Genomic DNA, 13,003 nt, shown 5'->3' on the forward strand with positions numbered 1-13,003 from the left:
AAGGAACATTAATGGTAATGTTCCTCTTGAAGGAACAAGGAAGATATGGATGATCATGAACTTCAGACACAAAGGATTGCGTGACTTGTTTCTTCATGGGCGAACATCAGGCGTTATGGCGAAGCATGTCCGACGATTACGACACAGACTTGCTGTTATTGATGCGGCAAGTAAGGTTACAGATATCAATATGCCCGGTTATAAGCTTCATTCTCTTATAGGCGAGCGTGATGGAGTTTGGGCAATTTCTGTTTCAGGTAACTGGCGTATTACGTTTGAATTCGTCAATGGCGACGCGTACATACTGGACTACGAGGACTATCATTGATGAAAATGGCAAATCATCCCCGCCCTGGGGATATCATTCAGGAAGCACTGGACGAACTCAATGTCAGTCTGCGCGAATTTGCCAGGGCGATGGAGATTGCACCTTCGACGGCAAGCCGACTATTAGCCGGGAAAGCGGCCCTCACGCCTGAGATGGCGATCAAACTCTCTGTCGTAATTGGTAGTTCACCCGAAATGTGGTTAAACCTGCAAAATACCTGGAGCCTGGCAGAGGCCCAAAAAAACGTGGATACTTCACGCCTGCGCAAACTGGCAGTGCAGTGATAAAAGTTGAATGCCGGATAAACTTTTGCCATCCGGCATGCCATTTATTACTTTGGTTTTTTCTCTTTCCAGGCATCCCAGGCCTGTTTGATCTCTTGCTTAGCCGTGGCGGCGTCGTTGAAACCGTTTAATTCGACCTTCTTGCGCCCTTCCGGCAGATCTTTGTACACGCGGAAGAAAGATTCCAGGCGTTGCACTTCAATCTTGGGCAGATCGCTCAGCTCTTTGATGCCATCATAAGTCGGGTCAATTTTACTGGCCGGAACGGCGACAATTTTGTCGTCCTTTTCTCCGCCGTCGATCATCTTCAGCACGCCAATGGCGCGCAGCTTAATCAATGTTCCAGGGGCCAACGGCGCACGGGTATAAAAGATGACGTCCAGCGGGTCGCCGTCACCGGCTAAAGACTGGGTTAGTGAACCGTAGTTGGCGGGATAAGCAACCGGCATAGACTGGAAACGGTCAGCAACGATAAAACCAGTTTTGGCGTCGGTTTCATATTTAATCATTCCACCTGCCGGAATTTCAGTTACGGCATAAAACTCTTCCGGGTTATTTTCCGGCTGAGGAAATTCGAGGATGTTCTGCGCCTGAGCGGACGCACAAAGAAACACGCTAACTGCGAGTAATTTTTTCACCAGATGCATTGTCTTTTAACTCTTCTATTATTGGAAAGACAACACCTTACGTTTAGCAGATGACAGTAACATGACGTTTTTTTGGCAAAAAAATGGCGCTACCGAGGTAGCGCCATTACGTGGAGAACGTCTGGGATTAATTAACCCCTTCCTCGCTCTCTTTTTTCGCTTCTTGTCTTTCGACTTCGCGATACCAACGCGGGTGGTGCTTCTTCGCCCAGCGACGGCTCACTTTCCCTTCCACCATGCCTTTAATCGAACCTTTCACCCAGAATGCCATATACATATGAATGAGGATGGCGTGCATCAGGATAATGCCCGCCGCAGCATGGATCAGCAGGCTGTAACGCACGACCTGCATCGGGAAGAACTGCGCAAAGTACGGACGCCAGATAATAATGCCGGTAATCAGCAGCACGAAAATCATGCTCATGATCGACCAGAACATCATTTTCTGTCCGGCGTTGTACTTGCCCACATCCGCCACTTTATGTTCATTGCCTTTCAGCACTTCCACAATGTTTTTCAGCCACGGGATATCTTTTTTATCCGGGATATTGTGGTGAACAAAGCGTACAAACATGAACATTAACGCCACGAAGATCAGCAGTCCGAAGAACGGGTGTAAAATACGCCCCATCTGCGGTGTACCGAAAGTCTGCGTCAGCCATTGCAGAGTCGGGAAGAAAAAGGAAATTCCCGACAGCGCCACCAGGAAGAAGCAGATCACCACCGTCCAGTGACAGGCGCGGTCGATAAACTTCGTGCGCACAATCATTTTCGACTTACTCATGATGATCCTCCTCGTCGTCCACTTCCTTATTCGGACCAATACCAACGTAGTGATAAATAAGTCCGGCGAAGGTGGCGATAAATCCGGCAGCAGCCAGCGGTTTCAGCGCCCCTTTCCACAGATTGATAGAGGTATCGATCTGCGGTTCTTTCGGCAGGCCGTGGTACAGCTCCGGCTGGTTGGCATGGTGCAGAACGTACATCACATGCGTTCCCCCAACACCTTCCGGGTTGTAGAGACCGGCGTGTTCATAACCGCGTGCTTTCAGTTTGGCCACCCGCTGTTCGCCCATTTCCAGCATTTCCTGCTTAGTGCCGAAATGTATTGCCCCGGTCGGACAGGTCTTGACGCAGGCAGGTTCCTGCCCGACGCTGACGCGGTCCACACACAGCGTACATTTATACACGCGGTTATCCTCTTTATTGAGGCGCGGAATATTAAATGGACACCCGGCAATACAGTAGCCACAGCCAATGCAGTGCTCTGACTGGAAATCGACAATCCCGTTGGCGTACTGAATAATCGCCCCGGCAGACGGGCACGCCTTCAGGCAGCCCGGATCTTCACAGTGCATACAGCCGTCTTTACGAATTAGCCACTCCAGCTTGCCGTTCTGTTCGGTTTCGCTAAATCGCATTACCGTCCAGGATTTGGCGCTGAGATCGGCAGGGTTGTCATACACCCCGACGCAATGGCCGACTTCATCGCGGATATCGTTCCACTCTGAACATGCCACCTGGCAGGCCTTACAGCCTATACAGGTGGACACATCGATCAGTTTCGCGACCTCTGCTTTGTAATCACGGGCCTGAGGCGGCGGCGTGATGGAGTTTGTTGCGGACCGTTTGATGATGTCCTGCGTTTCCATAGACATATATTCGCCCCCTTACGCCTTCTCGATGTTAACTAAAAACGCTTTGTATTCCGGCGTTTGCGAGTTTGCATCACCGACATTCGGCGTCAGGGTGTTGGCGATAAAGCCTTTACGCGCGACTCCTTCAAAGCCCCAGTGGATCGGGATCCCAACCGTTTCGACCTGCTGACCGTTGACGTTCAGAGTACGCAAACGACGTGTCACCACCGCAACTGCGCGAATAAATCCACGTTTGCTGCTGACTTTCACGTGATCGCCGTTATTAATACCTTTCGCTGCCGCCAGCGTTTCGCTGATTTCCACAAACTGTTCTGGTTGGGCAATCGCATTCAGCAATGCGTGCTTGGTCCAGGTATGGAAGTGTTCGGTCAGACGATAAGTCGTCCCAACGTACGGGAAATCCTGTTTGGTGCCCATACGTAGCTTATCCGCCTCGTACAGACGGGCTGCCGGGTTGGAGATTACGTTCGGGTGCAGCGGATTTGTACCCAGCGGCGTTTCCATCGGCTCGTAGTGTTCCGGGAACGGCCCTTCCGCCATCTTATCAATGGCGAACAGACGTCCCAGACCTTCCGGTTGCATGATAAACGGATTGGTGCCGCTGCCTGGTGCCGCGGTGTTGAAGTCCGGGATGTCATTCCCCGTCCATTTCGTACCGCTCCACTGGATCAGCATGCGTTTTGGATCCCACGGTTTACCCTGCGGATCCGCTGACGCGCGGTTATACAGAACGCGACGGTTCAGTGGCCATGCCCATGCCCAACCCAACGTATTACCCAGCCCTGACGGGTCGGAGTTATCGCGGTTGGCCATCTGGTTGCCCTGCTCGGTCCAGCTCCCGGTATAAATCCAGCAGGAAGATGACGTAGTACCATCATCACGCAGCAGCGCAAAGCTATTGAGCAACTGGCCTTTCTTCGCAATCAGCACACCGTTGGCATCATAGAGATCTTCCAGCGCGTAGCCGTTGTTCTCTTTCGCCACTTCCTCTGAATGTGGTTCGTCCGGCTGCTTATAGTTCCAGCTCATTTTCAGTACAGGTTCTGCGGCTTTACCGCCCTCGGTGCGATACATATCGCGCAGACGGTGGTATATACCGGCCAGAATTTCGCCGTCGTTACGGGCTTCGCCCGGCGCGTCCTGACCTTTCCAGTGCCACTGCAACCAGCGACCGGAGTTGGCAATTGAACCGTCCTCTTCCGCAAAGCAGGTTGACGGCAAACGGAAGACTTCGGTCTGGATAGATGCCGGATCAACATCGTTTGATTCGCCGTGGTTTTGCCAGAACGTTGAAGTTTCTGTCACCAGCGGATCGATAACGACCAGATACTTCAGTTTGCTCAGGGACTGCACCACTTTGTTTTTGTCCGGGAAGGACGCAACCGGGTTAAAGCCCTGACAGATGTAACCGGTGACTTTTCCGCTGTCCATCATGTTGAAGTACTTGATCACGTCGTAGGACTGATCCCACTTCGGCAACCACTCAAAGCCCCAGTCATTCTCTTTCTGCGCCGCATTGCCGTAGAAGGATTTCATCAGGCTAACGAAAAACTTCGGATAGTTGCCCCAGTAGTTAACCTGATCGGCCAATGTCGCTTTTGGCGTGTTCGCAGCCAGATAGGTTTGCAGATCTGTCTGTTTCTCTGACGGCAGCGTCAGGTAGCCCGGCAGGCTGGTAGAGAGTAGACCTAAGTCGGTTAACCCCTGAATGTTGGAGTGACCGCGCAAGGCGTTGACACCACCACCGGCCATCCCCATATTACCGAGCAGCAGCTGGATCATCGCCATGGTGCGGATGTTTTGCGCCCCGACGGTATGCTGCGTCCAGCCCAGCGCATACAGGAAGGTGGTGGTACGATCGGGCGCGCTGGTGGAGGCCAGCACTTCGCAGACTTTCAGGAAGTCTTCTTTCGGCGTACCACAGATGTTTTCCACCACAGCCGGCGTGTAGCGGGATACATGCTGTTTCAGCAGGTTCCATACGCAGCGCGGATGGCTTAATGTCTCATCGCGTTTGGCGTAGCCGTTTTCATCGAACTGATAGTTCCAGGACGATTTATCGTACTGACGCTTTTCCGCATCGTAGCCGCTGAACAGGCCGTCTTCGAACGTAAAGTCTTCCCGCACCAGCAGGCTGGCGTTGGTGTAATGCTTAACGTATTCAGCGTTGATTTTGTTGTTTTCAATCAGGTACAGCAAAACGCCGGACAGGAACGTAATGTCCGTGCCGGAACGGATCGGTGCGTAAATATCCGCCACCGAGGCTGTACGTGTAAAACGAGGGTCAACAACAATCAGCGTGGCGTCATTGTTGTTTTTAGCTTCCATCGCCCAGCGGAATCCCACCGGATGTGCTTCAGCGGCGTTACCGCCCATCACCATCACGACGTTAGCATTTTTAATATCAACCCAGTGGTTGGTCATCGCACCGCGACCAAATGTTGGAGCAAGACTTGCTACCGTTGGTCCGTGTCAAACGCGCGCCTGGTTGTCTACTGCCAGCATGCCGAGTGAGCGCACAAATTTTTGCGTCAGCATGCCGGTTTCATTACTGGCTGCAGATGCACACAGCATCCCGGTGGAAAGCCAGCGGTTAACCGTTACGCCCTGCTCATTTTTCTCAATAAAGTTGGCGTCACGGTCAGTTTTCATCAGCTTCGCGATGCGGGAGAAAGCTTCATCCCAGCTGATACGCTGCCATTTGTCGGAACCTGGAGCGCGATATTCCGGGTAACGCAGACGGTTTTCACTGTGTACGTAATCCAGTAATCCTGCGCCCTTAGGACATAACGCCCCTCGGCTCACCGGATGATCCGGATCCCCTTCAATATGGTAAATCGACTCTTTGGCGTTTTTTGCTCCATCACCCAGGCTATACATTAATAGCCCGCAACCTACGGAACAGTATGTGCAGGTGTTTCGGATCTCTTTGGCGCGTAATAACTTATAGTTTCGCGCCTGAGCCAGTGCCATTTTGGGTGCAAAACCCAGAGCGGCTACTGTTGTTCCCGCCATACCGCCCGCGCAGATTTTAAAAAATTGTCTGCGGCTGACGTCCATTGCTTTCCTCTTTTTTGCAGGGATTCGTACAAGAAATCTCTCAAAGCGCGTAATCGAGGCAGCCTGAAAGATGACATGTACAACTTCGCGACGAAACTATCAGCTATATCCATATTTTTTTTGCGTCAAATCAAAAACGAAACGGTTCCGCTACTAAATAGTGCACTTTGTTTAACCCTTATACCCATAAGGAGGTATGTAAAAGGTAATTAATTAGCGCGCTACGGTGTAAAAGTGCTATAAATTTCAGCTTATTTTTTGCCAGTGGCATGGACAGAGAAACAGAATGACAAAACAAAAAGCAACGTTAATTGGTCTGATTGCCATCGTACTCTGGAGCACGATGGTTGGACTTATTCGGGGAGTGAGTGAGGGACTGGGACCTGCTGGCGGCGCAGCGATGATTTTTTCATTAAGCGGCCTGTTGCTCATATTTACCGTCGGATTTCCAAATATCAGAAAAATTCCTGTTCGTTATTTAATCGCCGGTAGCGTGCTTTTTGTGAGCTATGAAATTTGTTTAGCGCTGGCCCTGGGTTATGCCGCTACCCGTCATCAGGCTATTGAAGTGGGGATGGTAAATTATCTTTGGCCAAGCCTGACGATATTGTTCGCCATATTATTTAATGGTCAAAAATCAACCTGGCTGGTCATTCCTGGATTAATTATCGCATTGACCGGCGTTTGTTGGGTACTGGGCGGTGAAAATGGTCTCAATCCAGGCGAAATTATCAGCAATGTTGCCAGTAGTCCACTCAGCTATTTTCTCGCCTTTCTGGGATCTTTTATCTGGGCCACATATTGCACAGTGACCAATAAATATGCAAAAGGCTTTAACGGCATCACGGTGTTCGTTTTACTGACCGCCGCAAGTCTGTGGATTTACTATTTTGTCACCCCACAGCCGGAGATGGTTTTCAGCACTCCGGTGACGATTAAGATGTTCACTGCAGCATTAACATTAGGATTTGCCTATGCTGCGTGGAATATTGGTATTTTGCACGGTAATGTCACCATTATGGCGGTAGGTTCTTATTTTACTCCCGTACTGTCCTCCGCGCTGGCCGCCGTGCTACTCAGCGCCCCGCTCTCACTTTCTTTTTGGCAAGGCGCGCTGATGGTCTGCGCTGGCTCACTGCTCTGCTGGGTGGCAACTCGCCGCGCCTGAAAAAAACCGGGTTTTATCACAAACAAATAAAATCCGGCTATACTTTAGCCAGACTGATGGATAATTATGCTCATTGCACTTGTGTTTTATGTTTATATTTGTTTAATTAAATGTTAAATATATGATTATTAGTTAACGCGTGAAAGTATTTCATGTTTATCTATAACCCTCCGCATGTATATATTATACAAGCGAAACTAACGCCATTTAAATCATAGTTGCCATAATAGTCCCCTGCGTAAATATATCTAACCAGATCTGTCACATATTAAGATTAATATAATCAGCTGTATTATGTAGATCTGGATCACACAACTTCAAATATTTCGCAATATTATGAAACTTATTATTGAACTTATACCACTGCGTCATTTAAAAATGGTTTGCCATTGACGAACCCCTTCGTTTAGCAATGGTTTAGGAAACACACCAAGAAAAAATTATAAGGATTATTTAGAATGAAACTTAAATTAGTTGCAGTGGCAGTGACTAGCCTGTTGGCGGCAGGTGCAGTAAACGCGGCTGAGGTATATAACAAAGACGCAAACAAACTGGATATCTACGGTAAAGTTCACGCTCAGCATTATTTCTCTGATGACACCAGCAGCGATGGCGACAAAACCTATGCGCGTCTGGGCTTCAAAGGCGAAACTCAGATCAACGACCAGCTGGTTGGTTTTGGTCAGTGGGAATATGAATTCAAAGGCAACCGTTCTGAAGATCAGGGTTCCGAAGCAGACAAAACCCGTCTGGCATTTGCTGGCCTGAAATTCGCTGAATACGGTTCTTTCGACTACGGTCGTAACTACGGCGTAGCTTACGACATCGGCGCATGGACCGACGTTCTGCCAGAGTTCGGTGGCGATACCTGGACCCAGACTGACGTATTCATGACTGGTCGTACTACCGGCGTTGCAACCTACCGTAACACCGACTTCTTCGGTCTGGTTGAAGGTCTGAACTTTGCTGCTCAGTACCAGGGCAAAAATGACCGTAGCAACGACAAAGAAGCTAATGGCGACGGTTTCGGTCTGTCTTCTACTTACGAGTATGAAGGCTTCGGCGTAGGTGCTACCTATGCGAAATCTGACCGTACTGACTCTCAGAGCCGTGCTGGCAGCGCGTTCAAAGCTGACGGTAAAAACGCTGAAGTATGGGCTGCTGGTCTGAAATATGATGCGAACAACATCTACCTGGCAACCACCTACTCCGAAACCCGCAACATGACCACCTATGGTTCTAAAGTTAACGGTATCGCTGATAAAGCACAGAACTTTGAAGTTGTTGCACAGTACCAGTTCGACTTCGGTCTGCGTCCGTCCGTTGCTTACCTGAAATCCAAAGGTAAAGACATCAACAATTACGGCGACCAGGATCTGGTTGAATACGTAGACCTGGGTGCTACCTACTACTTCAACAAAAACATGTCTACCTTCGTTGATTACAAAATCAACCTGCTGGATGACAATGCCTTCACCAATGCTGCCGGCGTAAGCACTGACAACATCGTGGCTGTTGGTCTGAACTACCAGTTCTAATTTTGTTGTAGTCTGAATACAAAGCCAGTCCTTTCAGGGCTGGCTTTTTCTCTTGATGTAGTCTCGGTCATAAGGAGTATGCCGTGCAGACGTTCACTGGTCGTTGTCTTTGCGGACAGAGTCATTTTACCGTTGACGTCGAAATGCTGGATGTCTATGCCTGCCACTGTACGTTGTGTCAGAAATGGTCGGGTGGCATCGCTATGTATCTGGAGGCCAGCGCTCATCCGCAGATGTCGCCGGATTCAGCCCAACCCTCGCACTTTCCTTCTTCAAATCGTGGTGAACGTTTCTTCTGTTCAGGCTGTGGGTGCCCGCTGTGGTTTACCCTGACGGGTAGCGAACGCTATTTTGTGCCGTGGACGCTACTGGAACTTAACGAGGTAGATCGCCGCCGCCTGGTGTTAGCGGCAGAGATCTATACGGAAACTCAACCTGCATTCTGGAGACTGACGGGGCAATACGCTCGCTTGAGTGGAAAAGAAGTCGAAGAGATGGATTACCCCTGTCATTTAGCCCACTAGTTATTGACGCTGTATCTTTGCCAGACTGAACCACATCCCTATCGCTAATACGATAAGCATACTGCCAGCGCTGCTTAAGGCCACGCTATGTGACCAGGTAAAGGCTTCTCTGGCAGCCGCCAGCAATGCCTCACTCAGCGACGACGGGAGCGAATGCGCCAGTTGTACCGCTTCACCCATTGATGATGAGGCGCGCTCTATCTCCTGCGGATTGAGTCCGGCTGGCGGCAGAATTGAGGCAGAAAAGCTACGGCTCAACAGTAAGCCAAAGATAGCGATGCCAAGCCCGGCGCCAAGTTCATAAGCCATCGTCTCAATGGCGCCAGCCGCTGCCGCTTTTTCTGCCGGTGCTGCTGCCATGATTGCCGCAGTTGAGGCCAAAAGCGCACTTGCCGCACTGAATCCGAGCAAGGCCATCAATATCCACGCTTGTATTTGCTGCGTACTGAAATCCGTCATCGCCAGACCGTAAAAACTGACGGCGCTGAGCGCCATACCCGCCGTTGCCACACAACGTAACCCCAGACGTGACACCAACATGCCGGCAATGGGTCCACTGAAACCGCTTGCCAGCATCACCGGCAGCATAAACAGACCAGCCTGATACGGCGTCAAACCGTGGACAAACTGGAGCTCCTGAGCCATCAGCAATTCGAAACCAACCAGCGTAATCATCGCGGTCATCGCCATTACTACGCCGCTTAAGATAATGCGATGCGTGAACAGCCGCATATCAATCATTGGCCGGGAAGCCGCTAGCTGGATACGGACAAACTGCCCCAACAGCAATGCTCCGGTTAACAATGTCAGCACGATGGCAATGGTCGCCATATGACCTTTCAGTGCGGTTTTGGCGCTATAGACCAGCAGCAGAATAGCGACAATCAGCATTATCGCATGACCGAAATTTAACGATTGATCTCGACGTCCAGCCTGGCGCGGCACGAAACGAGCCGTCAATGCCATTACCACCACAACAATAGGCACATTGATTAAGAACACGGATCCCCAATAGAAGTGCTCCAGCAGTATGCCGCCCACTAATGGCCCAAACGCCGCGCCGCCGGACCCAACGGCGGCCCAGACGCCGAGCGCCATATTGCGATGACGCTGCTCGGCAAAGGTGGAACGAATACCCGCCAGCGTAGCCGGAACAATCATCGCCGCCCCGATCGCCAATACCGCCCGCGTGGCAATCAGCCAACTGGCGCTGTGGGCAAAAGCGGCGGCCAGCGATGCCAGACCAAATAAGCCCCCGCCCAACAGCAGCAGACGTTTAAAACCGATGCGATCGCCCAATGCCCCCATTGGCAACACCATGCCGGCCATTACCAGCGAATAAATATCAATAATCCACAGCAGCTCGTTGCCACTGGCACCCAGCGTCATACTCAGCGTGGGCGCGGCAACGTGCAGCACCGTTGCATCAATCGCAACAGGGATGTAGACCAGTACAATAATGACTAACGTTAACCACTGACGAAACATAAAACTCCCTAACGAAACCGAAACTGGACACATGTCCAGCTTTAGCGATCCTACGGAAAATTGAACATATGTCCAACTTTTTGTTAGACTGCGTGCTATTGAGATACAGGAGGAATGATGAGCTATCTGAATCGGGATGAACGTCGGGAAGTGATTCTGCAAGCGGCAATGCGCGTTGCGCTGGAAGAAGGGTTTACTGCCATGACCGTACGACGTATAGCGGCGGAAGCCCATGTGGCGACGGGTCAGGTGCATCATCATTTTGCCTCTGCCGGTGAACTCAAGTCTCAGGCTTTTGTGCGCCTGATCCGTACCCTGCTTGATGCGGAACTGGTCAGTGAGGATGCCAGCTTCCGTGAGCGACTGCATGCCATGCTGGGCAGTGAAGATGGCGGCTTCGAACCCTATATTAAGCTGTGGCGTGAAGCGCAGGTTGTAGCCGGTAAAGATCCAGAAATCAAAAGCGCCTATCTGCTAACCATGCGGATGTGGCATGAGGAAACGGCCAATATCATCATTCAGGGACAGAAAGCCGGTGAGTTTTCATCCACCCCAGATGCCGCTGACGTCGCATGGCGTTTAATCGCACTGGTGTGCGGCCTGGATGGTATGTATATGTTGGGCATCGAGGAAATGGCCGATCCTGCTTTTGATCGCCACCTGGATCGTATGATTACGCTGGAGTTATTTAGCTAATGTTATAGATGAATAAACAATACCTCTTTTAAGTTTACAATTAGTAACACTTAACCAACATGTAATTCTCCCCTCATCCCGCGTTATTGCACTTTTTTATCTATTCTTTCAGTCAATATTCCCAAAACCTTTCAATAGTTTCTAAAAAGAAGCCGCGCGGCCTGTATGCGTTTATTTCTTTTTCATGAACGGCATGTGCATGGAGAATAATATGTCATCATCAAATGAGAAAAATAATCGTTATCTTTTGACTGACTGGAAACCAGAAAACCCCGCCTTTTGGGAAAACAAAGGCAAGCACATTGCCCGTAGAAATCTTTGGATATCAGTAAGTTGCCTTTTACTTGCCTTCTGCGTCTGGATGCTGTTTAGCGCCGTAGCCGTCAATCTGAATAAAATTGGTTTTAATTTCACCACCGATCAACTGTTTTTATTAACGGCATTACCCTCCCTTTCTGGGGCAATATTGCGCGTTCCCTACTCCTTTATGGTACCTATATTTGGCGGTCGCCGTTGGACCATTTTTAGCACGATTATTCTGGTTATTCCCTGCGTCTGGCTGGGATTTGCCGTGCAAAATACCGCTACTCCGTTTGGAGTATTTATTATTATTGCGCTGATGTGCGGTTTTGCTGGCGCTAACTTTGCCTCCAGCATGGGCAACATCAGCTTTTTCTTCCCCAAAGCAAAGCAAGGCAGTGCGTTGGGGGTTAACGGCGGCCTTGGCAACCTCGGCGTCAGCGTGATGCAGCTAATCGCGCCGCTGGTGATTTTTCTGCCCATATTTACCTTTTTGGGCGTCCAGAGCGTACCGCAAGCTGACGGCTCATTACTGTCGCTGGCCAATGCCGCATGGATTTGGGTTCCACTTCTGCTGATAGCCACCCTGGCGGCAGGCATGGGAATGAATGATATTGCCAGTTCGAAGGCTTCTATTGCTTCCCAGCTACCGGTCCTCAAGCGTTTTCACTTGTGGCTGTTAAGCCTGCTGTATCTCGCGACTTTCGGGTCATTTATCGGCTTTTCGGCTGGTTTTGCCATGCTGGCGAAAACCCAATTTCCTGACGTGAATATTCTGCAACTGGCGTTCTTCGGCCCCTTCATCGGCGCGCTTGCGCGATCGGCGGGCGGCGTTATCTCTGACAAGTTCGGCGGTGTACGCGTCACGTTAATTAACTTCATCTTTATGGCACTGTTCAGCGCCCTGCTGTTTCTTACTCTGCCGGGCTCAGGAGAAGGAAACTTTGTCGCCTTCTATCTGGTGTTTATGGGGCTGTTCCTGACCGCGGGTCTGGGAAGCGGGTCGACCTTCCAGATGATTGCGGTGATCTTTCGCAAAATCACGATTTACCGGGTGAAACTGCGCGGTGGCACAGAGGAACAGGCCCAGCGTGAAGCGGTAACCGACACCGCCGCAGCGCTTGGATTCATCTCTGCCATCGGCGCTGTGGGGGGCTTCTTCATCCCCAAAGCGTTTGGTTCATCCCTGGCGCTTACCGGCTCTCCGGTGGGGGCTATGAAAATATTTTTGGTGTTTTACATCGTCTGTGTGCTGGTGACCTGGCTGGTCTATGGCCGTAAATCACAAAAAAAATAACGAAATGGATACCGC

12 protein-coding genes are annotated in these 13,003 nt (G+C 50.5%); 7 read left to right on the forward strand and 5 right to left on the reverse strand.

The annotated features are described in order from the left end of the window. Positions 1-49: 49 nt before the first annotated feature. Positions 50-328, forward strand: a complete 279-nt coding sequence (locus FDX14_RS21685; protein WP_061381325.1) for a type II toxin-antitoxin system RelE/ParE family toxin — start codon at positions 50-52, stop codon at positions 326-328. After that, the gene (locus tag FDX14_RS21690) at positions 328-612 is read left to right on the forward strand and encodes a HigA family addiction module antitoxin (RefSeq protein ID WP_061381324.1); all 285 of its coding nucleotides are present in this window, start codon (positions 328-330) and stop codon (positions 610-612) included. The genes FDX14_RS21685 and FDX14_RS21690 overlap by 1 nt, the downstream gene beginning before the upstream one ends. Before the next feature lie 47 nt (positions 613-659). Here FDX14_RS21690 and FDX14_RS21695 read toward each other — a convergent pair whose 3' ends face one another. The 4 genes from FDX14_RS21695 to fdnG form a co-directional block, all read right to left on the reverse strand. Beyond that, the gene (locus FDX14_RS21695) at positions 660-1,259 is read right to left on the reverse strand and encodes an inorganic diphosphatase (RefSeq protein WP_061381323.1); all 600 of its coding nucleotides are present in this window, start codon (positions 1,257-1,259) and stop codon (positions 660-662) included. 127 nt (positions 1,260-1,386) lie between these two features. After that, positions 1,387-2,043 carry a formate dehydrogenase-N subunit gamma gene (fdnI, locus tag FDX14_RS21700; RefSeq protein ID WP_016153106.1) on the reverse strand — a complete coding sequence of 219 codons (657 nt, stop codon included), beginning with the start codon at positions 2,041-2,043 and terminating at the stop codon, positions 1,387-1,389. Beyond that, complete coding sequence (gene fdnH, locus FDX14_RS21705; RefSeq protein ID WP_061381322.1) at positions 2,036-2,917, reverse strand: formate dehydrogenase N subunit beta; 882 nt, start codon at positions 2,915-2,917, stop codon at positions 2,036-2,038. Before fdnH ends, fdnI begins: the two co-directional genes overlap by 8 nt. A gap of 12 nt (positions 2,918-2,929) precedes the next feature. Then, positions 2,930-5,977 (reverse strand): formate dehydrogenase-N subunit alpha, encoded by a 3,048-nt coding sequence (gene fdnG / locus FDX14_RS21710; RefSeq protein ID WP_137350219.1) that lies wholly within the window; start codon positions 5,975-5,977, stop codon positions 2,930-2,932. Positions 5,978-6,263: 286 nt separating this feature from the next. Between fdnG and yddG the strand changes: the two genes are divergently transcribed. The 3 genes from yddG (at position 6,264) to FDX14_RS21725 (ending at position 9,207) form a co-directional block, all read left to right on the forward strand. After that, positions 6,264-7,145 carry an aromatic amino acid efflux DMT transporter YddG gene (yddG, locus tag FDX14_RS21715; RefSeq protein ID WP_137350220.1) on the forward strand — a complete coding sequence of 294 codons (882 nt, stop codon included), beginning with the start codon at positions 6,264-6,266 and terminating at the stop codon, positions 7,143-7,145. A 458-nt stretch (positions 7,146-7,603) separates the two neighbouring features. Beyond that, a complete protein-coding gene (ompD, locus tag FDX14_RS21720; RefSeq protein WP_137350221.1) occupies positions 7,604-8,683 on the forward strand; it encodes a porin OmpD in 1,080 nt (359 codons plus the stop codon). Positions 8,684-8,766: 83 nt separating this feature from the next. Beyond that, positions 8,767-9,207: a GFA family protein gene (locus FDX14_RS21725; RefSeq protein WP_038640650.1), complete on the forward strand. Its 441-nt coding sequence runs from the start codon at positions 8,767-8,769 to the stop codon at positions 9,205-9,207. Here the strand turns inward: FDX14_RS21725 and FDX14_RS21730 are convergent, their stop codons facing one another. Further along, a complete protein-coding gene (locus FDX14_RS21730; protein WP_137350222.1) occupies positions 9,208-10,695 on the reverse strand; it encodes an MFS transporter in 1,488 nt (495 codons plus the stop codon). A 117-nt stretch (positions 10,696-10,812) separates the two neighbouring features. Here FDX14_RS21730 and FDX14_RS21735 point away from each other — a divergent pair, with 117 nt between their 5' ends. Further along, a complete protein-coding gene (locus FDX14_RS21735; RefSeq protein WP_061381320.1) occupies positions 10,813-11,391 on the forward strand; it encodes a TetR family transcriptional regulator in 579 nt (192 codons plus the stop codon). 211 nt (positions 11,392-11,602) lie between these two features. Then, on the forward strand, positions 11,603-12,988 hold the full coding sequence (locus FDX14_RS21740; RefSeq protein WP_079224170.1) for a NarK family nitrate/nitrite MFS transporter: 1,386 nt from the start codon (positions 11,603-11,605) through the stop codon (positions 12,986-12,988). Positions 12,989-13,003: the final 15 nt, after the last annotated feature.

Source organism: Citrobacter sp. wls710, assembly GCF_005281115.1.
GTDB classification, from domain to species: Bacteria; Pseudomonadota; Gammaproteobacteria; order Enterobacterales; family Enterobacteriaceae; genus Citrobacter; species Citrobacter werkmanii.